Annotated in this window: 16 protein-coding genes; 6 read left to right on the top strand and 10 right to left on the bottom strand. The window is 71.8% G+C overall.

Translation table 11 applies throughout. From position 1 onward, the window contains the following. Positions 1 to 11: 11 nt before the first annotated feature. Both malQ and BT341_RS35775 read right to left on the bottom strand, forming a co-directional pair. Positions 12 to 1,964, bottom strand: coding sequence for a 4-alpha-glucanotransferase (gene malQ, locus BT341_RS35770; RefSeq protein WP_072480424.1), 1,953 nt, complete (start codon positions 1,962 to 1,964; stop codon positions 12 to 14). Between the two features lie 553 nt (positions 1,965 to 2,517). After that, the gene (locus tag BT341_RS35775; protein WP_072480425.1) at positions 2,518 to 3,084 is read right to left on the bottom strand and encodes a hypothetical protein; all 567 of its coding nucleotides are present in this window, start codon (positions 3,082 to 3,084) and stop codon (positions 2,518 to 2,520) included. A 108-nt stretch (positions 3,085 to 3,192) separates the two neighbouring features. On the opposite strand from BT341_RS35775, the gene BT341_RS35780 reads away from it, so the two are divergent. The 3 genes from BT341_RS35780 (at position 3,193) to BT341_RS35790 (ending at position 7,474) form a co-directional block, all read left to right on the top strand. Continuing rightward, the gene (locus BT341_RS35780; RefSeq protein ID WP_072480426.1) at positions 3,193 to 4,377 is read left to right on the top strand and encodes a sensor histidine kinase; all 1,185 of its coding nucleotides are present in this window, start codon (positions 3,193 to 3,195) and stop codon (positions 4,375 to 4,377) included. A gap of 950 nt (positions 4,378 to 5,327) precedes the next feature. Continuing rightward, positions 5,328 to 5,969 (top strand): response regulator, encoded by a 642-nt coding sequence (locus BT341_RS35785; protein ID WP_072480427.1) that lies wholly within the window; start codon positions 5,328 to 5,330, stop codon positions 5,967 to 5,969. Positions 5,970 to 6,034: 65 nt separating this feature from the next. Continuing rightward, positions 6,035 to 7,474, top strand: a complete 1,440-nt coding sequence (locus BT341_RS35790; RefSeq protein WP_072480428.1) for an APC family permease — start codon at positions 6,035 to 6,037, stop codon at positions 7,472 to 7,474. Here BT341_RS35790 and BT341_RS35795 read toward each other — a convergent pair. The 3 genes from BT341_RS35795 to BT341_RS35805 form a co-directional block, all read right to left on the bottom strand. Then, positions 7,452 to 8,234 (bottom strand): DUF6885 family protein, encoded by a 783-nt coding sequence (locus BT341_RS35795; RefSeq protein ID WP_072480429.1) that lies wholly within the window; start codon positions 8,232 to 8,234, stop codon positions 7,452 to 7,454. The two genes, BT341_RS35790 and BT341_RS35795, sit on opposite strands and share 23 nt — an antisense overlap. An 8-nt stretch (positions 8,235 to 8,242) precedes the next feature. Further along, positions 8,243 to 9,595, bottom strand: coding sequence for a type I glutamate--ammonia ligase (locus tag BT341_RS35800; protein ID WP_072480430.1), 1,353 nt, complete (start codon positions 9,593 to 9,595; stop codon positions 8,243 to 8,245). Between the two features lie 716 nt (positions 9,596 to 10,311). Then, positions 10,312 to 11,136 carry an EamA family transporter gene (locus BT341_RS35805; protein WP_281256042.1) on the bottom strand — a complete coding sequence of 275 codons (825 nt, stop codon included), beginning with the start codon at positions 11,134 to 11,136 and terminating at the stop codon, positions 10,312 to 10,314. A gap of 319 nt (positions 11,137 to 11,455) precedes the next feature. Here BT341_RS35805 and BT341_RS35810 point away from each other — a divergent pair, with 319 nt between their 5' ends. Continuing rightward, positions 11,456 to 11,635, top strand: a complete 180-nt coding sequence (locus BT341_RS35810) for a DUF7455 domain-containing protein (protein WP_072480431.1) — start codon at positions 11,456 to 11,458, stop codon at positions 11,633 to 11,635. Between the two features lie 130 nt (positions 11,636 to 11,765). Here the strand turns inward: BT341_RS35810 and BT341_RS35815 are convergent, their stop codons facing one another. The 5 genes from BT341_RS35815 to BT341_RS35835 form a co-directional block, all read right to left on the bottom strand. Beyond that, positions 11,766 to 12,947, bottom strand: coding sequence for an ROK family transcriptional regulator (locus BT341_RS35815; protein ID WP_072480432.1), 1,182 nt, complete (start codon positions 12,945 to 12,947; stop codon positions 11,766 to 11,768). A gap of 11 nt (positions 12,948 to 12,958) precedes the next feature. Further along, positions 12,959 to 14,425 carry a sugar ABC transporter permease gene (locus tag BT341_RS35820; protein ID WP_072480433.1) on the bottom strand — a complete coding sequence of 489 codons (1,467 nt, stop codon included), beginning with the start codon at positions 14,423 to 14,425 and terminating at the stop codon, positions 12,959 to 12,961. Positions 14,426 to 14,445: 20 nt separating this feature from the next. Continuing rightward, entirely contained in the window at positions 14,446 to 15,219 is a 774-nt protein-coding gene (locus tag BT341_RS35825) for an ATP-binding cassette domain-containing protein (protein WP_072480434.1), read from the bottom strand. Between the two features lie 90 nt (positions 15,220 to 15,309). Next, positions 15,310 to 16,452, bottom strand: a complete 1,143-nt coding sequence (locus BT341_RS35830; RefSeq protein ID WP_072480435.1) for a sugar ABC transporter substrate-binding protein — start codon at positions 16,450 to 16,452, stop codon at positions 15,310 to 15,312. A gap of 800 nt (positions 16,453 to 17,252) precedes the next feature. Then, positions 17,253 to 18,992: a DEAD/DEAH box helicase gene (locus BT341_RS35835; protein ID WP_072480436.1), complete on the bottom strand. Its 1,740-nt coding sequence runs from the start codon at positions 18,990 to 18,992 to the stop codon at positions 17,253 to 17,255. A 225-nt stretch (positions 18,993 to 19,217) separates the two neighbouring features. Between BT341_RS35835 and BT341_RS35840 the strand changes: the two genes are divergently transcribed. Further along, complete coding sequence (locus tag BT341_RS35840) at positions 19,218 to 20,360, top strand: YihY/virulence factor BrkB family protein (protein WP_072480437.1); 1,143 nt, start codon at positions 19,218 to 19,220, stop codon at positions 20,358 to 20,360. An 88-nt stretch (positions 20,361 to 20,448) separates the two neighbouring features. Continuing rightward, on the top strand, positions 20,449 to 23,592 hold the full coding sequence (locus tag BT341_RS35845) for an efflux RND transporter permease subunit (protein ID WP_072480438.1): 3,144 nt from the start codon (positions 20,449 to 20,451) through the stop codon (positions 23,590 to 23,592). Positions 23,593 to 23,645: the final 53 nt, after the last annotated feature.

Genomic DNA, 23,645 nt, shown 5'->3' on the forward strand with positions numbered 1-23,645 from the left:
GGGGGTACCCGTTATCCGGGCAACGGACGCGCCGCCGCCAGCGGCGCCACCGCGGCGCGCACCCCCTTCGCGGTGAAGAAGCCGTCGACGCTGACGGGAAGGGGAATCCGCCAGTTAGGGTACTGGTCGACCGTCCCGGGCAGGTTCGGCTGCCGGACCTGGCCCGCCACGTCCGCGGGCGAGGTCAGCACGAGCCGGGACGCGGCCTTCGCGAGCAGGGTGTGCAGGGCGACCACCATGTCGTCGTCCGGGATCCCTTCCCGGGCAAGGAGTTCCCGCAGCGCCTGACGTTCCGCGGCGGCCGCGTTTTCCTCGGCCTCGACCCCGCGGTCCAGCAGGCCCAGTTCGGCGCGGACCCGGACGTGCTCGCCCGCCAGCCAGCCGGAGACGGTCGGCAGGTCGTGCGTGGAGATGCTGGCCATGGCCTCCGGGTCCCAGTCGGCCGGCCGGGTGAACGGCTTGCCCGGCGCGTCCCAGTCGCGTTCGAACCACAGCACGGCCGAGCTGAGCATGCCGCGCTCGTGCATGGTCTCGGTGACGGTCTCCTCGACCGTGCCGAGGTCCTCCCCCACGACGACCGCGCCCGCGCGGTGCGCTTCGAGCGCGAGCACGCCGACCATGGCCTCGGCGTCGTAGTGGACGTAGGTGCCGCGGTGCGGCGGCTCGCCCGGCGGGATCCACCAGAGCCGCCAGAGCCCGGCGATGTGGTCGACGCGGATGCCGTCGGCGTAGCGGAGGACGCCGCGGATGACGTCCCGGAAGGGCGCGTACCCGGCCTCGGCGAGCTTGTCGGGCCGCCACGGCGGCAGGTTCCAGTCCTGGCCCTGCTGGTTGAAGGCGTCCGGCGGCGCCCCGACGCGCACGTCGGCGGCGAAGACGTCCCGCGCGGCCCAGGTGTCGGCCCCGCCGGGGTGCACGCCGACCGGCAGGTCGTGCACGATCCCGACGGTCATCCCGGCCTCGCGCGCGGCCGTCCGGGCGGCTTCGAGCTGCAGGCGGCAGAGGTGCTGCAGCCACGCGTGGAAGCCGACGCGCTCCTTGAGCTCTTCGCGGGCGCGTTCGACCTCGGGTCCGGCGGGGTCGCGCAGGGCCTCTGGCCAGTCCCGCCAGTCGCCGCCGTGCCGCTCGGCGAGGGCGCAGAAGAGGCCGAAGGCTTCGAGGTCGGCGTCGGCCGGCGGTTCTTCGACGCGGTGCGGCCACAGCAGCTCGAGCGCGGCACGCTTGGCCGTCCACACCTTGTCGTAGTCGATGAGCTCGCCGTCCCGGTCCGGGACGAGGGAGCTGACCGCTTCCCGGGTCGCGGGGTCGGCCTTCTCGAACGTCTCGGTGGCGGTGACCCGCAGGTAGATGGGGTTGGCGAAGCGCCGGCTCGCGGGCGAGTAGGGAGAGCGTTCGACGGGGTGCGCCGGGCTGAAGGCCTGCACGGGGTTGACGAGCAGGACGCCGGCGTCGAGTTCGGAGGCCGACCGGGCAGCGAAGGTCCGCAGGTCGGCGTAGTCGCCGATGCCCCAGGAGCCGGGCGAGTGCAGGGCGTAGAGCTGCAGCATCCAGCCCCAGGCGGGCGGGACATCGGGCAGCTTCGCGGGTACGACGGCGAGCACGACGTCCTGGTCGGCGGTGACGATCCGGTGCCAGCCGAGCGGCAGGTCGCCGGGCAGTGCGTCCCCGGCCGGCAACCGGCGGCCGTCTTCGAGGACGACCTCGGCACCGCGGGGCAGGGGCCGGCTGGTCCCCTGCTTGACGACGACGGTCGGCGGCAGCCGGTCCCGGCCGGCGTCCCGCCGGAGGGCTTCGGCGATGGCGGCATCGCTGGAGGCATCGACCCCGAACTGCCGGAGGACGGCGACGACGACATCGTCTTCGACGTCGACCCAGACCTGGTCGGCATTCCGGTACCGGGTGGCGACGCCGAAGCGATCGGCAAGCTGCTGCAGCGGACGGCGGGCGGGGATGTCATCGGGCACGGGACAAGCATTCCGGTGCCCGGCCGATCCCGCCATCTGCGCGCGAAGACGTCACCCCGCGCGCTGGTGGGCGCCCCTGCGGGTGACGGCTCGGCGGGCGGGTTCCGGTCCCGCGATCCGGCGCTGCTTGTGGCAACCCGGCCGCCCCGGCCACCACTCGCCTCCGGCTGCCCGCTGCGCCCACTGCACTGCCCCGGCCCCGGGGCCCCATGACCGCTGCCCTCGACGGCCCGGCCACCTAGCCCACCCTGGCCACTGCCCTCCTCCCTCCAGCCCGGCCTTTCACGACACCTCCCTCCTTCTGCCCCGCACCTTGCCCGCACCGGCCGCGCCGCCCTCACCGCTGCCCACCGACCCCGGCGACTCAGCCCACCGCCCCGACCGCCAACCCGGCCCTCGCCCACCGCTCCGTTCCCACCGCCCTCACCGCGCCCTCCACCGACGCCCGTCCTCACCGCACCGCCCCCTCCGACCGCCGTTCACCACCCGGCCTCCAGCCCTCACCGACCCGCCCGTCACTCCACGCGCTTCCGCCGCCTCCCGAGCAGCTCGATCACGGCCGCACCCGCTCGCCCCGGCCGAACAGCTCTTCCCAGACCGGGCCCGTGACCAGCCACACCGCCGTCACCGTGCCCAGCCGCGGGAACCAGTCCCACAGCGGCGCCACCTGCTCCGGAGTGCCGATCACGAAGATCGCCGCCAGCAGCGCCGCCGCGGACAGGCCGCAGGCCAGCACGCATTTGCCGAACTCGCGCCACTCGTGGCGGCGGCCGCGCCGTTTCGGCGGCGGTGGCGGGCCGCCGGCGAAGCGGTGCGCGAACCGCGCGTCGGCCCAGCGGACCATGCCCGGACCGAACACCGCGCTGAACCCGAGGTAGACCGCCGCCAGCCCGTGCGTGAAGTTGGCCTTCGCGCCGCCCTGCAGGTCGAGCACCGTCGCGACCAGCACCACGACGTCGATCACCGGCACCATCGCCAGCAGCACCGCCGACGCGCGCCGGGCGCGCAGCACGTACCGCACGGCCAGCCCCGCGAGGAGCAGCACCCAGAACCCGATCTCGCCGCCCGCGATGACGGCGGCCATCGGATTCTCCGCCAGGAACTTCCCGATCTCGTCCACGCTTCCAGGCTGGCGCGCGGACCGGCCGGGGCGCGTCGTCGGAAGGGAGGACCAAGGTCATCACTTCGTAGGACGCGGACCGCTCACCCCCTGTGCTGAGATGGTCACATGTCCATCCCCCGCCTCCGCGCACTCCCGGCGTGGCAGCAGGACGCGCTGATAGCGCTGACGACCTGGCTGCTCGGCGCCGGCGTGTACGCGGCAGGCATCCACCGGCTGGTGACGGCGGACGACCACGCCCCGCTGTGGGTGCGGCTGCTCGAGCTGACCGCGCTGTGCGGGCTCGAGCTGCTGCGCCGGTGGGTGCCGGGCGCGCTGCTCCTCGCCACGGCGGTGCTGGCGGTGGACATCCGGCTCGGCCCGTCGCTGCCGATGGCGATCATCTACACCGACTTCCTGTACGCGGCGACGTTGTACGGCTCCCGGCGCACGAGCCGGGTGATGATCGGGATCGCCGCGGCGTCGGTGGTCACCGTGCTGGCCGCGGTGCTGGTGGTGGGACAGACGTGGCGCACGGCGGTGCTGGCCGCGGTGGCGGTGCTGCCGTTCGTCGTCACGCCGGTGTGGTGGGCGGCGAACGTCCGGCAGCAGCGCGACATCGCCGAAACGGAACGGGCGAACGCCGCGCAGCTGGCGAAGATCGCGGAGCTGGATCGGCGCGCGGCAGTGGCCGCCGAACGCGGGCGGATGGCACGCGACCTGCACGACGTGATCGCCGGACACCTGTCGGCCATCGCGATCCAGTCGGAGGCCGCGTTGTCGCTGTCGGACGCGAAGCTCGCGAAGACGGTGCTGGAGTCGGTGCGGGAAAACAGCGTGAGCGCGCTGGAGGAGATGCGAGCGATGATCGGGCTGCTGAAGACCGAGGAAGGGAGCGCGGAGACGACGGCACCGGCCCGGCTGGCCCAGCTGTCCAGGCTGGTGGAGTCCGCACGAGCGAGCGGACTGGCGGTCACCGTCGAGTCCACAGTGGACTCGCAGGCCTCGCTGCCGGCGGCGGTCGACCTGACGGCATACCGCATCGCCCAGGAGGCCCTGACGAACGCGGTGAAACACGCCCCGGGCGGCCGGGTCGACGTGGACATCCGCCACCTGGACGGCATTTTGGCGGTCGAGGTCCGCAACGACGTGCACCACCCGCACCAGCCCTCCGGCGGCTCGGGCACGGGACTGCTGAACATGCGCGAGCGAGCCGACGCCGTCGGCGGCACCCTGACCGCGGGACTGGCCGGCGAGAGCTGGCTCGTCCGCGCCGAGCTGCCAGTGAGCCCGGCGGAAGGCGCAACCCGATGACCCACCCCGCGGCGGCTACGACACAGCACCGCTCAACACGCACGAGCGACCCGACACCCTCATCACCAGCCCGGCCGACGCCCCGGCCCCTCCACGCCGAGCTGCCGATGAGCCCAGCGGCAGGCGCAACCCGATGACCCGCACCCCGTCCCCGGGCGGCTCCGTCACGGGACCGCCGAACATGCATGAACGTCCCGCTGCTTCGTCCGGACCAGCCGGCAAAGCCGGCTCATCCGCGCCGAGCCGCCGACGAGCCTCGGCGAAGGGCGCGGCCCGATGACCCGGACCCCACCACTGGCCTCACCGACACCGGACCGCTCAACACGCACGAGCGACCCGACACCCTCATCACCAGCCCGGCCGACGCCCCGGCCCGCCCACGCCGAGCTGCCGATGAGCCCAGCGGAAGCGCGGTCTGCTGACCGCCACCGTCCACAACCCCGCCCCGACGGCTCCCGCACAGAACTGCTCAACATGCGCGGCCGAGCCGCCGCCATCGGCGGGCACTCTCATCGCAGGCGCGGCCAGCGAAATCTGGCTGATCCGCACCGAACTACCGATGAGCGCAGTCAAAGGCGCCGCCCGATGACCGGGCACCATCCGCAACCCCACTCCCGGCAAGGGACTGCCGCACTGCGCGAGTGTGCGCAAATCCGTCACGGGCCAGGCGATCGGGTACAACACCGGCGCCGACGCCCTTGCTCGCGGGCCGCCGGACGAGCCGATGCGATCGACGGCACACCCACCGCAGACCCAGCCCGCGAACGCTCGCTCGGCCGCGCCGAGCGCCGACGAGCCCAGCGGAAGCGGCCTGATGACCGCCACCATCCACAACCCGCCCGGACAGCTCCGCGACGCAGCTGCCGACCGCGCACGAGCGACCCGACACGGTCACCGCAGTCTCCCCCGTCCACACCCAACTACAGATGACCAGCGGAAAGCGCACCCCGATGACCATCACCGTCCTGATCGCCGACGATCACTTCGCCATCCGCGACGGCCTCGCGATGATCCTCAAGGGTGCCGATGGCATCGAGGTCGTCGGCGAGGCCGAGGACGGCGCCGAGGCCGTCCGGCAGGCGCGGGCGCTCCGGCCCGACGTCACGCTGATGGACGTCCGGATGCCCGGCACCGACGGGATCACCGCCACCCGGCAGCTGCTCGCCGAGGGGCTCTCGCAGGTCCTTGTGCTCACCACCTTCGACCTGGACGAGTACGTCGACGGTGCCCTGCGCGCCGGCGCCGCCGGGTTCCTGCTCAAATCCGTCCCATCCGCGCGACTGATCGAGGCGGTCAAACTCGTCGCCGCCGGTGAAGGCGTCCTCGCCCCTCAGATCACTCGACGTCTCATCACCGCATACGCCGCAGGCCGGGGGCCCGCCTCCGTGCCCAACGGCCTCGACACGCTGACCGAGCGCGAACGCCAGGTGCTCGCCTGCCTCGGCGCGGGCCTGTCCAACGCCCAGATCGCCACCCGGCTGTACATCGGCGAGACGACCGTCAAAACGCACGTCTCGCGCGTGCTGAGCAAGCTGGACCTGCGCTCCCGCGTGCAGGCCGCGATCCTCGCCCAGGAGAACGGCCTGACCTGATCCGTTCTGCGGAAATTCCGGTGACCTTCTAACTTCTCCTCATGGGTGAGCGGAGAACGTTGAACGTGGACGACGTCCTGAAGCGCCAGGACTCCGGGGAACTCAAGCGGCGGCTGCGCGGACGCGACCTGGTCGGCTTCGGCGTCGGCATCATCATCGGCACCGGCATCTTCACCCTCGCCGGCGTCGAAGCGAAGACGCACGCCGGGCCCGCGGTGACGCTCTCGTTCGTGCTCGGCGCCGTCGTCGCCGGGCTCGCGGCGCTCTGCTACGCCGAGCTCGCTTCCAGCGTCCCGACCGCCGGCAGCGCCTACACCTACGCCTTCGCCACCCTCGGCGAAGTCTTCGCCTGGATCATCGGCTGGGACCTGCTGCTGGAGTTCGCGCTCGGCGCCGCCGTCGTGTCGCGCGGCTGGTCCGGTTACCTCGCCAACCTGCTCGGGCTGTCGCCGGACTGGTTCGGCGAAGACGCGAAGGTCAACGTCGGCGCCGTGCTCATCATCGCCGTGCTGACCGTGGTCGCCGTGCTGGGCATCAAGGAGTCCGCCTGGCTCACCAACCTGCTCGTCTGCGTGAAGGTCGCCGTCTGCGTGCTCGTGCTCGCCGTCGGCCTGTTCTTCGTCAAAGGCGCGAACCTCACGCCGTTCGTCCCGTCGGCGCAGCCGCCCGCGGCCGGGACCACCGTGCTGCAGCAACCCGTGGTCCAAGCGGCGCTGGGCCTCGAACAATCCGTCTACGGCATCGCCGGCATGGTCACCGCCGCCGCGGTGGTCTTCTTCGCCTACACCGGGTTCGAGGCACTCGCCAACCTCGGCGAGGAAACGCTGAACCCGCGCAAGGACCTCCGCGTCGGCATCCTCGGCGCGCTCGGCGTCTGCGCACTGCTCTACATCGGCGTGTCGATCGTGCTGACCGGCATGATCCCGTTCACCGACATCGACACGGGCGCGCCGCTGGCCGACGCGTTCGACCGGGTCGGCCAGCACTGGGTCGGCGCGCTCATCTCGCTCGGCGCCGTGACCGGGCTGACGTCGGTGATGATGGTCGAGCTGGTCACGATCGGGCGCATCGGCTTCGCCATGGGCCGCGACGGCCTGCTGCCGAAGAAGCTCGGCACCGCGCACCCGCGCTGGGGCACGCCGCACCGGATGACCATCGGCGGCGCCGCGCTCATCGCCGTGCTGGCCGCGTTCATCCCGATCTCCGAGCTGGCCGACATGGTGAGCATCGGCGCGCTGTCGGCCATGATCATCGTGGCCGTCGCGGTCCCGGTGCTGCGCCGCCGCCGTCCCGACCTGGAGCGGCCGTTCTCCGTGCCGTTCTCGCCGGTGGTCCCGGTCCTGGCGGCGCTCGCGTGCCTGTACCTGATGCTGAACCTCAATGTCCTGACGTGGATCCGGTTCGCCGTGTGGCTGGTGATCGGCCTGGTGATCTACTTCGGCTACGGGCGCCGGCACTCCCGGTTCGCACCCGGCGAAAAGGTCAGTCCCAGAACGCCGGAGTGAGTCCCGCGACGCGCGCGGCCTCCCGCACCACGGCCGCCTGCTCCGCGTCGACGACCACCAGCACCCCCAGCCCGGCCAGCGCCGCCGCCACCCACTCGACCGGCTGGTCGTGGATCCCGTTGTCGCCGAAGGACGGATAAGTGTCCACAACGGACAGCAGGGTGCCTTCGGCGCCGATGCGGACACCGGCCACGAGGACGAAGTGGCCGCCGGGCGGGCGCCAGCGGGACGTCCACAGTGGCGGGACGCCGGTGTCGAGGTAGTCGAGCAGCGCGCGCTCCGGGGTGTCATGGGCGCCCAGCTCGGCGCCGTCGATCCGGGCGATCACCGCGACGCGCGGCACGTCCCAGAGCCCGACCAGCAGCTCGAACAGCGACTCGGTGGTCCACTCGCCCGTCACCGGCACCGCCGCGAGAGCCCCGTCCGACAGTGAGCCGATGGCCGCCGCGAGCCCGGACACCCGCGTGCCGGCCGCGGCGGGGTCTTCGGCCACCGGCACCGGCAGCCGGAACTCCGGACGGCCCACCTCGCCGGGCGGCCGCACGACCGGACCGCGGACAGTGCCCGCGGCCACCGCGACGGCGTCCTGGTCGGGCGGGTCGAACCCGGCCGCGCGCAGCGCCGCGAGCCCGCAGAACGCCGCGGCCAGGCCGTCCTTCTGGGGCAGCTCCGCCTGGGCGAGCGCGGCCAGCCGGGCACCACCCGGCAGCCACCGCACCCCGGACAGGTCGAGCTGCCCGCCGTCGATCCCCGAAGACATCGGTCCCCTCAGTAGCGCCACAGGTGGGCGGCGACGATTTCGTCGGCCGTGCGTTCGGCCGCCCACGCGGCGTCGGACGCCCGGACCGCGCGGAAGGCACCGAGCAGGTCGTCGCCGAGCACCCCGGCGATCCGCGGCGACGCGACGAGGGCGGCGTCCTGCTCGGCGGTGTCCGACGGCAGCCGGCGCACCCCGCGCGTCTGGCGTTCGCCTTCGGTCCAGCCGCCCGGGTCCTCGGCGATCGGATCGGGCAACGCGGGCGAGTCCTCGAGGCCGGCCATACCCGCGGCCAGCACCACCGCGAGCGCGAGGTAGGGGTTGGCGGAGGCGTCGGACGTCTTGAGCTCGACGTTCGCGTGGTCGGCGCCCAGCAGCGGCGAGCCCGGGACGTACCGCAGCGGCGCTTCGCGGTTCTCGACGCCCCAGAACGCGTACGCGCCCGCGAAGTAGCCGGGGCGAAGCCGCAGCGTCGACGGGACGCTCGGCGCGGTGACGGCGGTCACGGCCGGCAGGTCACGCAGGAGGCCGGCGAGGTAGCCGGCGCCTTCGTCGCCGGGGCGGCCGTCGCCGTCGAGCAGGTTGCGGCCTTTCCGGCGGACGGAGGTGTGCAGGTGCCAGCCGTTGCCGGCGGCGCCGAGACCGACGAGCGGCGCGAAGCTGGCAACGAGACCGTGGGCGCGCGCGGCGGCGTGGATGGTCTGGCGCGCGAGCAGCTGGTCGTCAGCGGCGGAGACCGGGTCGGTGGCGGCCAGCGACAGCTCGATCTGCGCCACGCCGTACTCGGCGTGCAGCTGGCCGATCCGCAGGCCGTTGGCGGCGAAGTCGTGCAGCAGGGCGGCGACGAACTCGTCGAGCCCGACGAGGGCATGCGGGCTGTAGGCGGGCCCGGGATGCCCGGGGCTGCTCACGACGTCGGTGCTGCCCGCGGGCGCGACGGCGAACTCGATCTCGTAGCCGGCGCGGAACTCCAGCCCTCGCCGCACGCCTTCGGCGACCTGTTTTTCGAGAACGGCGCGCTGGCAGTAGGGCCACGGTTCACCGTTTTGGGTGAGTTGCCGGACGGGCGCCCAGGCGAGCGCGGGCTGCCCGGCGAGCCGCCGCAGCCGCTCGACGACGGGCACGAGCCGGATGTCACCGGAGGGCGTGGCGAGGCCGGCGTACCCGTAGGTGATGGAGTCGTGGCTGTCGAAGACGGCGAAGAGCGAGGTGGCCCCGACCCCGCGGGTGGCGGCATCGGCGAGGCCGGCGATGGGGACGATGCGCGAGCGCGGGATGCCGTTGTTGTCAGCCCAGGCGAGGTGCACACCGCCCACTCCGGCGGCCGCGAAGTCCTTCGCCGCCGCCGACGCCGCCTTGGTCATGGCACCCGCCTCCTCCGGCCCGGCCCCAGTATCCCGTCCAGCCAGGGCAACGGCCATCACGATCCGGCCAGACCAGACCCCACCCATCCCGGGGGACGAGCCCCGCTTCAGCGTATCGGGAGCGGCCGACGGAAAAGCCGGGAAACCGGCCGGCCGCGGCTGGTTGTCCACATCACGGCTGGCCTGTGGGTAACCGGGGAGGGCCGGGACGCGCTGAGGTGGCGCTTCAGGGCAGCCCAGGCAGGCGATCCGGAGCCCGGCCCTCGTCGACGGACAGCGGGGAACCGGCCGACCGCGGCCGGTTGCTCACATCACGGCCGCCCTGTGGGCAACCGCCGAAGATCGAGGCGCACCGAGGCTGCGCTCACGGAACCGAGGAGGGCCGAGCTGGCGCTTGACGGAACGGACCAGGCGAGGCGCACGAGCGCCCGAGGTGGCGCTGCCCAGGCAGACGACCGGCCTGCCGGGCATGACCCACAACTCGCGAAACCGGCCGACCGCGGCCAGGTGTCCACATCACGGCTGCCCTGTGGGCAACCGCGGAAGACCGAGGCGCACCAAGGCGACGCTTCACGGCACCGAGGAGAACCGAGGCGCCGCTTCACGGAACGGAGGAGAACCGAGCTGGCGCTCCACGGCACCAAGGAAGGCGCCCAGGGGCACTGAACCCCCGGATAGCGCTTCAGCGCACTCCAAGCAACCGCGAGGCCCGAAACTCACCCCGGCGGCTCCCCCACCGGCCGCACCGTCTCCCGGCTCCGCAACGCCACCCCTGCCACCACGGCCAGCGTCCCCAACGCCTCCGGCACCCTCGGCACCTGGCCAAGCAGCGCGAACCCCAGCACACCGGCCGTCACCGGGAGGAGGGCCAGCAAGACCGCGAACCTTCCCTGGCCCAGCCGTCGCAGCACCACCTGGTCGAGCGCGTACGGCACCACCGTCGACAACACACCCACCCCCACGCCCAGCAGGAGCATGCGTGGCGAAGACCACACCTCGCCCGTCCCGGCCGCCAGCGGGGACAGCACCACCGTCGCCGCCGCGAAGCCGATCGCCAGGCTGTCCATGCCGTCGCCGTCCACCGCCACCCTCTTGCCCAGCAGGATGTAGCCCGCCCAGGCCGCCGCTGCGCCCAGCGCGAACACCACGCCCAGGAAACTCCCGGACAGGCGCACGTCCGCGATCGCCACCACGCCCGCCGCCACCAGGGCCAGCGCCAGTGTGTCCCGCAGCGTGCGGGAACTCAGCGCCGCCACCAGCACCGGGCCCGCGAACTCCAGTGCCACCACCGTGCCCAGCGGGAGGCGGGCGATCGCCTCGTAGAACAGCACGTTCATGCCCGCCGTCACCACGCCGAACACGACTGCCAGCGCCAGGCGCCTGCCGCGCCACGCCTGCCGTCCCGGACGGCGCCATGCCAGGAGCACCACCGCCGCGCCCAGGCAGCGCAGCCACGCCACGCCCGCCGGTGGCGCGTGGCCGAACAGGTCGACCGCGATGGCCGCGCCGGCGTACATGGAAATTCCGCTGAGAACGAACAACAGCGGGGCGGGTACCGCGGAAAGCCTCCTCGGCGAAGTCACCGTGCGCACCGCTCCATGGTGCCTGACCACGGAAAACGTCACACCGGAGGGTATTCGTCTCCTGGATTGCGGGATGCGGCTACGACATCCGGGGTAAATCGGCGTGACTCAGGTCCCACCGGCGCGGGAACACTTGCGAGCCGCGAAACGTCTGCAAGAGTGGAAGCACGAACACCGCGGAGCCGGAGGCGAGCGTAGCCGCCGGCATCAGGTCCGAAGTGGGCGTAGCTGGATCGATGGCACCGGGCGACCGGTGCCGGGACGGAGGGAGACCCCCATGACATCGCCGACGCTCACCCGCCCCGAACTGACCGCCGCCGACCGCTGTGACCGGTGCGGAGCTGCAGCTCAGGTACGAGCCATCCTCGCCGGAGGTGGCGAACTGCTCTTCTGCGGGCACCACGCCCGTGAGCACGAGGCCAAGCTCAAGGAACTGTCCGCCGACATCCAGCGGTAAAACCCCAGACGCGAAAGGCGGCCGGTGCGCACAGGCACCGGCCGCCTTTCTGCATCTTGCACAATGCGTGCCGAATATCACGGTACGGCCGCGAACGACTGTGATTCCGGACACGAAACCGGACAGGAAATCAGACAGAATCCAGCACGACTTCGAACGCCACTTCCGCGGCCCCCAGCAGCTTCACATCCGCCCCCAGCGCCGAGCTCACGATCCGGGTGCCGCCGACCGCCCGGCTCACCAGGCTGCGCCGCCGCACCTCGGCGCCGACGTGGCGCACCACCGGCTCCGGCAGCACCGTCAGCAGGTCGCCGAGGATGACCAGCTGCGGCCCGAGCAGGTTGACGACGTTGATCAGCCCGAGCGTCAGCCATTCGGCGAACTCCGCGAGCCGCGGCAGCGCCGATTCCGGGTCGCGGCCCAGCTCGCGCAGCTCGAACAGGATCGCCCCGCGCGGGGTGTCCTCGGGCAGGCCGAGCGCCCGGCACAGGGCCGCCTCGCCGACCTCGGTCTCCCAGCAGCCGCTGCTGCCGCAGTAGCAGGGCCGCCCGTCCGGGCGGATCACCATGTGCCCGATCTCGCCGACGTAGCCGGAGCCGCCGCGCAGCGCCGAGCCTTCCGCGATGACACCGCCGCCGACTCCCACGTCCGCCGAGATGTACACCACGTCGGACGACCCGCGGGCCGCGCCGCGCAGGTGCTCGGCGACCGCGCCCAGCTCGGCGTCGTTGCCGACCAGGATCGGGATCTGCAGGACCCCGCCGAGCCGCTCGCCGAGCGCGACGTCGGTCCAGCGCAGGTTCGGCGCCTCGTGCACGTACCCGTCCGCGCGCCGGATGACGCCGGGCACCGACACGCCGGCCGCCACCGGGGTCACGCCGAGGTCGCCGGCCAGGATGGCCGTCGACTCGATGACGTGGGTGATGACCTCGTCGGGCTGGCCCATCCGGCCGCGCAGGTTCCAGCTGTTGCGGCCCAGGATCTGCCCGCCCAGCCCGACCAGTGCGATCGCGACGTGCTCGACCTGCAGGTCGACCGCGAGCACGACCGCCGCGTGCGGCTGGGGCAGGACCAGGAGCGAGGGGCGGCCCGCCCCTCGTCCCGGCCTCGGCACCTTCTCCTCGACGACACCGGCTTCGGCGAGCCCGTCGACGAGGGTCTTGATCGTGCTCCGGTTGAGCCCCAGCTGGGTGGCCAGGGTCGCCCGGGTGCTCGGCCCGCCGACGTGCAGCAGGCGGAGCAGTGTCGTGCGGTTGTGCCGGCGCACCTCGTCCGGTCGTGCAACGGGCGTGCTGGTCACGGGCTTTATCATCCCATGCTGGTTCAGCGCGCCGACGCAGCCGCGCGGCGCCGGGACAGCGCGTCGACCGTGGCGGCGAGCAGCAGGACCAGACCGGTGACGATGTTGACCACGGCCGCGGTCTGCTTGAGCAGGCCGAGACCGTTGATCACCACGGCGATCACGAGACCACCGACGACGGCGTCGGCCACCCGGCCCTTGCCGCCGAACAGCGACGTCCCGCCGATGACCGCCGAACCCACCGCGAACAGCAGCGTGTTCAGGCCACCGGACTGCGGGCTGACCGAGCCGACCTTCGACGCGGCGACGATGCCGCCGAGCGCGGCGACGGCCGACCCGATCACGAACACGCTCGCCCGGATCTTCGGCACGTCGATACCGGCACGGCGGGCGGCTTCCTTGTTGCCGCCGACCGCGTAGATGTAGCGGCCGTAGCGGGTCTTGTTGAGCACGTACGTGCCCGCGACCAGCAGCGCCAGCACGATCGGGATGATGTACGGCACGCCCTGGATGCTCACGACCGCCTTGTTCGGCGAACGGTTGATCGTCAGCAGCCAGGTGCCCAGCGCCGACAGCACGACGAGCGCGCCGACCTTGGCCGCGACGAGCGGCGTCGGCTGCACGACGAGGCCGCGCTGCAGCCGCTTGAAGTGGCTGAGCAGCGTGATCACCGCGAACCCGCCGGCGGCGACGACGAAGAAGATCCAGCTGCCCAGGATGCTCAGGTTGCCGTTGGAGATCTTGTAGAGGATGTCGGAGTTGGTGATGCCGATCGTGCCGCCTTCACCGATGAACTGCAGCAGGACGCCCTGCCAGACGATGAACAGCGCCAGCGTCACGACGAAGGACGGCATGCCGATCTTCGAGACCAGGAAGCCGGTGATGCAGCCGATCGAGGTGCCGACGCAGATGGCCAGCAGGATCTCCAGCCAGGCGTTCGCGGGAATGCCGATCGCGACGATCAGCAGGCCGACGAGCGACAGCGCGGCGCCGGGCCAGATCCGCTGGTAGGCCGACAGCAGCATCGCGACCGCGAGCACGCCGATGAACGTGATGAACACGCCGGAACCCATGTTGCCCAGCAGGTTCCCGTTGTGCACGAAGTGCAGCGCCATCACCGAGGCCGCGACACCGGACGCGGTGCCGGCGGCGAGGTCGATCTCGCCGAGCAGCAGCACGAAGACGATGCCCATCGCGATGATGATCACGCCCGCGCCCTGCGGGAACAGGTTCGCGATGTTGCCCAGGGTGAAGAAGTTGTCCGAGAGGACGCTGAAGAGGATGACCAGCACGAGCAGGCCGAACAGCGACGGCAGGGCGCCGAGCTCGCCGGCCCGCAGGCGGGCGAAGTAGTCACGGATCGCTTCGCCGGTTGACATCGATGTCGTGTCGATGCCGAAGTCGGAGATCGCCGCGGTGGGGTTCTGGGTCTGCGCGAGCGTGTCCGAGGCCGGGGTGGCCGCCTCGTGCTTGGCAGGGGTTTCAGTCATTTCCGGTTCTTTCTTCCCGCTCACAGGACCACGGCTTCGGGCCGGGCCAGGCCGAGGTCGCCGGAGCGACCCGCGGTGATCAGCTCCACGACCTGGCCGTGGGTGACGTCCTTCGTGTGCACCTCGGCGACGAGCCTGCCGAGGTAGAGCACGGCGATGCGGTCGGCGACCTCGAACACGTCGGCCATGTTGTGGCTGATCAGCACGACCCCGAGGCCCTGCTCGGCCAGCCGGCGGACCAGGTCGAGCACCTGCCGCGTCTGGGCGACACCGAGGGCGGCGGTCGGCTCGTCGAGGACGACGACCTTGCTGTTCCACAGCACCGACTTGGCGATGGCGACGGTCTGGCGCTGACCACCGGACAGCGAGGAGACGGGCGTCCGGACGGACTTCACCGTCCGGACGGACAGGGAGGCCAGCGTCTCGCGGGCGGCCTTCTCCATGCTGGCTTCGTCGAGCTTCCACGAACTGCCGCGTTCGCGGCCGAGGAACATGTTCTGGACGATGTCGAGGTTGTCGGCGAGCGCGAGGTCCTGGTAGACGACCTCGATGCCGAGCTGCGCGGCGTCCTTCGGGCCGCGGATGTGGGCGTCCGCCCCGTTGAACCGCACGGCCCCCGAGTCGTACGGGTGGATGCCGGCGATGCACTTGACGAGGGTCGACTTGCCGGCGCCGTTGTCGCCGACGAGTGCGGTCACTTCCCCCGCACGCACGTCGAAGTCCACGTCGTGGAGGACGTGGACGGGGCCGAAGCTCTTGTTCAGGCCCTTGATCTCGAGAATGGGCTCACTCATGGATGGGCTTTCTCCTGGGTGGGGACCGGGCCGGGACGCGCCGTCGGGGTGCGCGTCCCGGCCCGGCTGTTCATGGGGTGGTGCGGGGGCTCAGGAGATGCCGAGCGAGCTGCACTTGGCGGCGAGGTCGCCACCGCAGATCTCGCTCGCCTTCACGTAGCCCTGGGTCACGACGGTCTTGATGTCCTTCGCCAGGATCGTGGTCGGGGTGAGCAGCACGGACTTGATGTCGCGGTTGTTCTTCGGGTCGTGCAGCTTGCCCGTCGCGATGGCGTCGGCGCCGGCGGTGTCACCCTTGGCGAGGGCGGCGGCCAGCTTGGCGGTGGCCTCGGCCTCTTCCTTGATCGGCTTGAAGACCGTCATGTACTGGTCGCCACGCATGACCGCCATGAGGCCGTCGGCGGTCGCGTCCTGGCCGGTGACCGGGACCTTCCCGTTGAGGCCGTTCTTCTTCAGGATGGTGATGACCGCGCCGGCCAGGCCGTCGTTCGCCGCGACGACGCCGTCGACCTTGCCGCCGTTGGCGGTGAAGATCTGCTCGAACGTCGTGCCGCCGAGCTGGTTGTCCCAGTCGTTGATCGGCTGCTTCTGGATGCGCTTGAGCTTGCCCGAGGAGAACAGCGGCTCGAGGACGGAGTCCTGGCCCTTGGTGAAGAGCGTGGCGTTGTTGTCGGTCGGGGCGCCCTCGATCTGGACGACGCCCGCGCCCGCCTTGTCCTTGAGCGCGTCGGCCATGGCCTGGCCCTGCAGCTGGCCGACCTTCTCGTTGTCGAACGAGACGTAGTAGTCGGCGGAGCCGCCGAGGCTCGGGCGGTCGTAGTCGATGACCGGGATGCCGGCACCCTTCGCCTTCGCCTCGACGGCGGCACCGACGGCCGGGTCGGACGGGGCGATGATCAGGGCCTTGACGCCGGAGCTGATGAAGCCGTCGGCGAGGGTGGTGAACTTCTGGGCGTCGCCCTGGGCGTTCTGGACGTCGGCGTCGAAGCCCTGGGCCGCGAGCGCGGCCTGCAGCATGGGCTTGTCGAAGGCCTCCCAGCGCGCCGAGCTGGCGGTCTCCGGCAGGATGACGCCGACCTTGCCGTTGGCGCCACCGCCGCCACCGGCCTGCGCGGAGGAGGAAGCGGAGCTGCTCCCCGTGCCCCCGCTGTTCGAACTGTTGGCACCGCAAGCGGTCAGCACCAGGCCGGTGCTCACCGTGGCGGCGAGGAGGGTAAGGGTTCTGCTGCGCATCCTCGTTCCTTCCGGATCCAAGCATTGGTGACGAGTGGGCCGTCGACGACGTCTCGGGCCCGTGCGGGACGGTGATCCGGAGAGTCCCGGCGCACCGACGCGCATATGTTGTGGGCGACAACATATGCCGCTGAGCGGCTGCGGGGAAGATAGCTGGATCGATTAAATGACACCAATTGGACACGGTTCGGCAACACGAGCTGAACCTCGCCCGGAAAGAGTAGATCCGCTGACGATGTGATCGCCAGCACTCACGGTGTGTTACATCCAGGTTTCGTGCCGGCGCGGAGGTAGTCCTGGTGGGTGCACCGAGCGCGACGCTGCGGTGGAGTGGTGGTGAACCCACGGATCGAGCGGCCGATTGGTCGCCGACTTGCGAAGTTTCGGGCGAAAGGTGCCCGAAGCGACATCTTGTGGGGGTCGCTCGGGCAGGGCGGTGGTGATGTGGGTGGTACGCAGGGTTACCGCTGGGGTGGGTGCGGTCGGGAACGGACGGTGACCGGCGAGTTCAGCCCACTGGGCGACACGGCGGGGTCGGTTCGGGCTCTTGGGTGGGCGGCCGGTGGGGCCAGCGGACCCGGATGAAGGGGGCCGGGGGCGCTGGAGCTCGGGCGCCGTGGCAGACCCGCGGGGCGCGAGGACTGGCCCCCGAAAGTCGAGCGGATCGCGGACCACCAACACCCGCGGAGGCGATCACCACCGGAATGCCGGGCCGGAGGCGCCGCGCGGGCTGCCCACCAGACGTCAGCAGATTCCAGCCATGGCCTCGCCCGGGCCTCCCCTCCCCCAACCCGGCGGAACTACCAGGACCGCAGCGTCACGATCCGCTCCTCGAGCTGCTCGACAGTCGCCATGGCGGTGGGCGGTCCTCCGCAAACCCGCCTCAGCTCGTTGTGAATCGCGCCGTGCGGCTTCTTCGTCCGATGGTGGTACATCCCCACCAGCGCGTTCAGCTCCTTGCGCAACGCTCCGAGCCGCTCGCTCACCGACTGCGGACGGGCCTGCGCCACCGGCGCCGGCTCCTCCTTCGCCGGCTTGCGGCGCTTCTCGTCCGCCAGCTGCTCCTCCTGGCGCTTGCGCAGCAGCGCGCGGACCTGGTCCGGCTCCAGCAGGCCCGGCAGGCCCAGGTACTCCTGCTCCTCGTCCGACCCCGAGAACACCGCTGTGCCGAAGGAGTTGCCGTCGTAGATGACCTGGTCCAGCTCGGCCGAGGCGCCCAGGGACGTGAAGGCCTTCTCCTCCTCGCCCGGCTCGTCCTCGGTGCGGTTGGCCTGGGCCAGGAGCTCGTCCTCCCAGCCCTCCTTCTCGCGGTGCGGCTTGCCCAGCACGTGGTCGCGCTGGGCCTCCAGCTCACTCGCCAGCTCCAGCAGCACCGGCACCGACGGCAGGAACACACTCGCCGTCTCGCCCTTGCGCCGGGCACGCACGTACCGGCCGATCGCCTGGGCGAAGAACAGCGGGGTCGACGCGCTCGTCGCGTACACGCCCACCGCCAGCCGCGGGACGTCGACGCCTTCCGAGACCATGCGGACCGCCACTATCCAGCGGTCCGTCGAGTCCGAGAACTCCTTGATCCGGCCCGACGCCTTCGGGTCGTCCGACAGCACCAGCGTCGGGCGCTCGCCCGACAGCCGCTCCAGGATCTTCGCGTACGCGCGCGCCGTGTCCTGGTCGGTCGCGATCACCAGGCCGCCCGCGTCCGGCACGCCCTGGCGCACCTGCGACAGCCGCGTGTCCGCCGCCTGCAGCACCGCCGGGATCCACTCGCCCGCCGGGTCGAGCGCGGTGCGCCACGCCCGCGCGTTCTGCTCCGCGGTCAGCGGCTCGCCGAGCCGTGCCGTGAACTCCTCGCCCGCGCTCGTGCGCCACGAAGCTTCGCCCGAGTACGCCAGGAACACGACCGGCCGGACCACGCCGTCGGCCAGCGCGTCCGCGTAGCCGTACGAGTGGTCGGCCTTGCTGCGCTGGAAGCCGCCGGCGTCCGGCTCGTACGTGACGAATGGGATCGCCGAGTCGTCGGACCGGAACGGCGTGCCGGTCAGCGCCAGGCGCCGGACCGCCGGCGTGAACGCCTCGCGTGTCGCGTCGCCCCACGACTTCGCGTCGCCCGCGTGGTGGATTTCGTCGAGGATCACCAGCGTCTTGCGGTTCTCGGTCCGCACCCGGTGCAGCGTCGGGTGCGCCGCCACCTGCGCGTAAGTCACCGCGACGCCGTTGTAGTCCGACGAGGTGACGCCGGTGGTGTTGCGGAAGTTCGAGTCGATCTGGATGCCGGCGGCGGCCGCCGACGCGGCCCACTGGTGCTTGAGGTGCTCGGTCGGGGTGACGATCGTGACCGCCTCGACCGTGCGGTCGCTGAGCAGCTCCGCGGCGATCCGCAGGCCGAACACCGTCTTGCCGGCCCCCGGCGTCGCCACCGCGAGGAAGTCCTTCGGCTTCTGCGTCAGGTACTTCGTCAGCGCCCGCCGCTGCCACGCCCGCAGCGGGCGCGCGGTCGAGTCCTTCTCCGCGGGAGGCGCCCCGAGCTGCGTCTCCGTCATGCCGGTCCTCCCCCTCGCTCATACCTCTGACGTGCGAAAACCCTCACTGTGGTACCGGCTGCTGCGGCATTGCGCGGCCGGCGACTTGCGGTGAGGGCACTGGAGCGAGTCTACCGGCCGGGCCCGACAGTTCCGGGCACCGGCACGGGTGATGTCCCCCGACACGCCCGGCCGCAGGGGGTGTGACGAGCCAAATCAGCACGGATGGACCATGCTGGACACGTCATGGGTGAGGTGCAGCCGTCCGGAGCGACGAAGGTGGCCCGCAAGGGGCCGTGGCGCCTGCTCACGCGCACGCTGGCCAAGGCCTGGGACGGCAACATCTTCTCCGAGGCCGCCGAGGCGGCCTTCTGGCAGACGCTCTCGCTGCCGCCGCTGCTGCTGGGGCTGCTCGGCGCGCTCGGGTTCGTCGGCGAGTGGTTCGGCCAGGGCGTGGTCACCGCGGTGCACGACCGGATCATCGGCTTCTGCCGGACCGTGTTCAGCCAGAACGCCGTGCACGACATCATCGAGCCGACCGTGAACAGCATCCTCACCGTCGGCAAGGGCGAGATCGTCTCGGTCGGCTTCCTCATCTCGCTGTGGGCGGGCTCGTCGGCGATGTCGTCGTTCGTGGACGCGATCACCGTCGCGCACGACCAGTACGGCGTCCGCAACGACGTCTGGCAGCGGATCTTCGCGCTCCTGCTCTACCTGTGCGGCCTGGTCGTCCTGGTGGTCGGGCTGCCGCTGCTGGCGATCGGCCCCGACCTGCTGCCGGAGTTCTTCCCGGCCGACTGGCGCCCGACCGTGACGTCGTGGGTGAGCGCGCTGTACTTCCCGACGCTCGGCGTGATGATCACCCTCGCCCTGACCACGCTGTACAAGCTCGCGCTGCCGCGGAAGCTGCCGTGGCACCGCGGGCTGCCCGGCGCGGTGCTCGCCATGGTCGTGTTCCTGCTGTCCTCGGTCGGCCTGCGCATCTACCTCAACTGGATCACCAAGACCGGCTACACCTACGGCGCGCTCGCCGCGCCGATCGCCTTCCTGCTCCTGATGTTCTTCATCGGGCTGGCCGTGGTCGGCGGCGCGTACTTCAACAGCGCCATCCAGGAGCTGTGGCCGGCGAAGGCGACCCGGCGGCAGCGGCGGAAGTGGCGGCGGCTGGAAATGGAACGCGCCTCCGAGCGGCTGCGCTCGGAAGAAGGCCGCCGGCTGTGGGAGCGCACGACCACGCCGCTGAAGCGCCCGCGCGAAGACGCCGCCGGGAACGGCGAAGCACCGTCCGAAGAGGACGGCCCGTCACCGAGCGCGCCGGAACCGGCACCGAGCGCTTCTCAGGGCCGCGTCTCCTCCCAAGGGAGGACCCGGAATCCACCCCCAGACTGAGTCGCTCCTCAGGTCGGACATGGCACGCTCGGCGCGTCACTGACGCAGGCGTCGGTCGCCGCGTCGTTCCCGAGGGGGTTCCCACGTCATGTCCGTGCTGGCCAGGCTGAGCCTGCGCAACCGAAGCCTGATCGGCCTGCTCGCGCTCGTGGTCGTCGGCTTCGGCGCGTTCGCGCTGCCGCAGATCAAGCAGCAGCTGTTCCCGTCGCTGCAGTTCCCGCAGGCCCAGATCGTCACCGCCTACACCGGCGCGTCGCCGGACGCGGTCGACCGCCAGGTCACCGAGCCGCTGGAAGGCGCGCTGCAGGGGCTCAAGGGCCTCGAAGAAGTCACCTCGACCTCGTCGGACGGCGTGTCGCGAGTGGTCACGAAGTTCGCCTTCGGCACCGACCTCGACGCCGCCGTCCAGCAGATCCAGCAGGTGGTGAACCAGGTCCGGCCGCGGCTGCCGCAGAACTCCGAGCCGTCGGTGTCCGCCGGCAGCACCGACGACCTGCCGGTGGTGCTGGTCGCCGCGGGCACGTCCGGCGACCCGCAGGACCTCGCGCCCGCGCTGACCGACCAGGTCGCGCCGGAGCTGCGGAAGATCGACGGCGTCCGCACGGTCACCGTCACCGGCGTGCGGCAGCCGCGCGTCACGATCGCGCTGGACTACGCGAAGCTGGCCGCCGCGGGCGTCGACCCCGCGTCGATCGCCACCACGCTGCAGACCGCCGGCGCCGCCGTGCCGGCCGGCACGCTGACCGAAAACGGCAAGACGCTCAGCGTCCAGGTCGGCGGCGGGCAGACCACTGTGGACACTCTCCGCAACCTCTACCTGACCCCGGGTGCGGCCGCCGGCGCGGCGCGCGGACCCGCGCGGGGCCCGGTGAAGCTGGGCGACGTCGCCGACGTCCAGGCCGGCTTCGCGCCGCCGACGTCGATCACGCGCACCAACGGCAAGCCGAGCCTCGGCCTGTCGGTCACCATGGTGGACAACGGGAACGCCGTCGCGATCTCCGACGCCGTCCGGGACAAGCTGCCGGACCTGGCGAAGAAGACCGGCGCCGAGATGAGCGTCGTGTTCGACCAGGGCACCCCGGTCAAGGACGCGATCAGCGGCCTGACCACCGAAGGCCTGCTGGGCCTGGCGTTCGCGGTCGTCGTCATCCTGCTGTTCCTGCTGTCGGTGCGCTCGACGCTGGTGACCGCGGTGTCGATCCCGCTGTCGGTGGTGGTCGCGCTGATCGCGCTGTGGACCGGCGACCTCTCGCTCAACCTGCTCACCCTCGGCGCGCTGACCATCGCGATCGGCCGGGTGGTCGACGACTCGATCGTCGTGCTGGAGAACATCAAACGGCACCTCGCGTACGGCGAGGAAAAGCAGCGGGCGGTGCTCGACGGCGTCCGCGAAGTGGCCGGCGCGGTCACCTCGTCCACGCTGACGACCGTCGCGGTGTTCCTGCCGATCGCGTTCGTCGGCGGGTTCGTCGGCGAGCTGTTCTCGCCGTTCGCGGTCACCGTCACGGTCGCGCTGCTGGCTTCGCTGCTGGTGTCGCTGACCGTGGTTCCCGTGCTGGCGTACTGGTTCCTGAAGCGGCCGTCCGTCCCGGCGGACGCGGCCGAGGCCGGACGGGCGCGCGAAGCGGCCGTCGAGAAGGAACGCCGCAGCGTCCTGCAGCGGGCCTACCTGCCGGTGATCCGGTTCGCGACGCGGCGGCGGCTGACCGTCGTGCTGCTGGCCCTGTTCATCTTCGCGGGCACGGTCGGGCTGGCGACGCGGCTCAACACGAACTTCCTCGACCAGTCCGGCGGCACCACGCTCACCATGACGCAGAAGCTGCCCGCCGGCACCGCCATCGAAGCCAAGGAGCAGGCCGCGACCGCGGTCGAGCAGGCCCTCGCCGCGGAACCGGCGGTGCGGACCTACCAGGTCAGCATCGGTGGCGGTGGCACGTTCGGCTTCGGCGGCGGCACCTCGACGAACATTTCGGTGACCGTGGCGAAGGACACCGACCTCGACGCGCTCTCGGACCGGCTGCGCGCCAAGCTGACGTCCCGGCCCGAGCTGGGCGAGATCAAGATCGGCGCGGACGCGTCCGGGTTCAACTCCGACCAGGTCTCGGTGACGGTGACCGCGCCGTCGGAGGCCGCGCTGCAGCCCGCGTCCGACCAGGTGGTGCAGGCGCTGCGCGGGGTGTCCGGGCTGACCGAGGTGTCGAGCGACCTGAGCGTCGGCTCGCCGCGGGTCCAGGTCGAGGTGGACGACGCCGCGGCCGCCGCGCACGGGCTGTCGGCGAGCACCATCGGCCAGGTCGCCAACCAGGCGATCGCCGGCCGCACGGTGACGCAGCTGCCGGTCGGCGGCCAGCGCACCGACATCGTCCTGCGCGCCGGCACCGCGCCGGTCACGGTCGACCAGGTGAAGGGCCTGCCGATCCCGGGCCCCACGGGCGTCGTGCGGCTCGACGAGGTGGCCAAGGTGTCCACTGTGGACGGCCCGGCGTCGGTGCACCGCACCGGCGGCGACCTCAGCACCACGGTGACCGCCAAGAACACCGGCGACAACCTGAGCAAGACGACCGCGGACATCAAGGCCAAGCTGGACGGCCTGACGTTCACCGGTGGCGCGTCGTACTCGCTCGGCGGCGTGAGCCAGGACCAGCAGGAGGCGTTCTCGAACCTGTTCCTGGCCCTGCTGGCGGCGATCGCGATCGTGTTCCTGATCATGGTGGCGACGTTCCGCAGCCTGGTCCAGCCGCTGATCCTGCTCGTGTCGATCCCGTTCGCGGCGACCGGCGCGATCGGGCTGCTGCTGGCCACCGGCACCGCGCTGGGCCTGCCGGCGCTGATCGGCATGCTGATGCTGGTCGGCATCGTGGTGACCAACGCGATCGTGCTGATCGACCTGATCAACCAGTACCGGGCCGAAGGCATGAGTGTCGCCGACGCGGTCACCGAGGGCGGCCGGCGCCGGCTGCGCCCGATCCTGATGACGGCGGCGGCGACGATCTTCGCGCTCGTCCCGATGGCGCTGGGCATCACCGGGCAGGGCGGGTTCATCGGCCAGCCGCTGGCCATCGTGGTGATCGGCGGCCTGGTCAGCTCGACGCTGCTGACGCTGGTGCTGGTCCCGACGCTGTACACGATGGTCGAGACCCGCAAGGAACGGCGCCGCGCGCGTCGCGAAGCCAAGCGGACGCCGGCGAAGGCGCCGGAGTCGGAGTCACTGGACCCGGCCCCGGCCGCCTGACCGCCTGCCGAAGGCCCGGCACTTTCCCGGGGAAGGTGCCGGGCCTTCGGCGT

It is taken from the genome of Amycolatopsis australiensis (assembly GCF_900119165.1).
GTDB classification, from domain to species: Bacteria; Actinomycetota; Actinomycetes; order Mycobacteriales; family Pseudonocardiaceae; genus Amycolatopsis; species Amycolatopsis australiensis.

Bases quoted from the DNA above. Each gene is read 5' to 3' on its own strand.
- BT341_RS35780 (WP_072480426.1), top strand. From the start codon at position 3,193: ATGTCCATCCCCCGCCTCCGCGCACTCCCGGCGTGGCAGCAGGACGCG.
- BT341_RS35785 (WP_072480427.1), top strand. From the start codon at position 5,328: ATGACCATCACCGTCCTGATCGCCGACGATCACTTCGCCATCCGCGAC.
- BT341_RS35795 (WP_072480429.1), bottom strand. From the start codon at position 8,234: ATGTCTTCGGGGATCGACGGCGGGCAGCTCGACCTGTCCGGGGTGCGG.
- BT341_RS35800 (WP_072480430.1), bottom strand. From the start codon at position 9,595: ATGACCAAGGCGGCGTCGGCGGCGGCGAAGGACTTCGCGGCCGCCGGA.
- BT341_RS35810 (WP_072480431.1), top strand. From the start codon at position 11,456: ATGACATCGCCGACGCTCACCCGCCCCGAACTGACCGCCGCCGACCGC.
- BT341_RS35815 (WP_072480432.1), bottom strand. From the start codon at position 12,947: ATGATAAAGCCCGTGACCAGCACGCCCGTTGCACGACCGGACGAGGTG.
- BT341_RS35820 (WP_072480433.1), bottom strand. From the start codon at position 14,425: ATGACTGAAACCCCTGCCAAGCACGAGGCGGCCACCCCGGCCTCGGAC.
- BT341_RS35825 (WP_072480434.1), bottom strand. From the start codon at position 15,219: ATGAGTGAGCCCATTCTCGAGATCAAGGGCCTGAACAAGAGCTTCGGC.
- BT341_RS35830 (WP_072480435.1), bottom strand. From the start codon at position 16,452: ATGCGCAGCAGAACCCTTACCCTCCTCGCCGCCACGGTGAGCACCGGC.
- BT341_RS35835 (WP_072480436.1), bottom strand. From the start codon at position 18,992: ATGACGGAGACGCAGCTCGGGGCGCCTCCCGCGGAGAAGGACTCGACC.
- BT341_RS35840 (WP_072480437.1), top strand. From the start codon at position 19,218: ATGGGTGAGGTGCAGCCGTCCGGAGCGACGAAGGTGGCCCGCAAGGGG.
- BT341_RS35845 (WP_072480438.1), top strand. From the start codon at position 20,449: ATGTCCGTGCTGGCCAGGCTGAGCCTGCGCAACCGAAGCCTGATCGGC.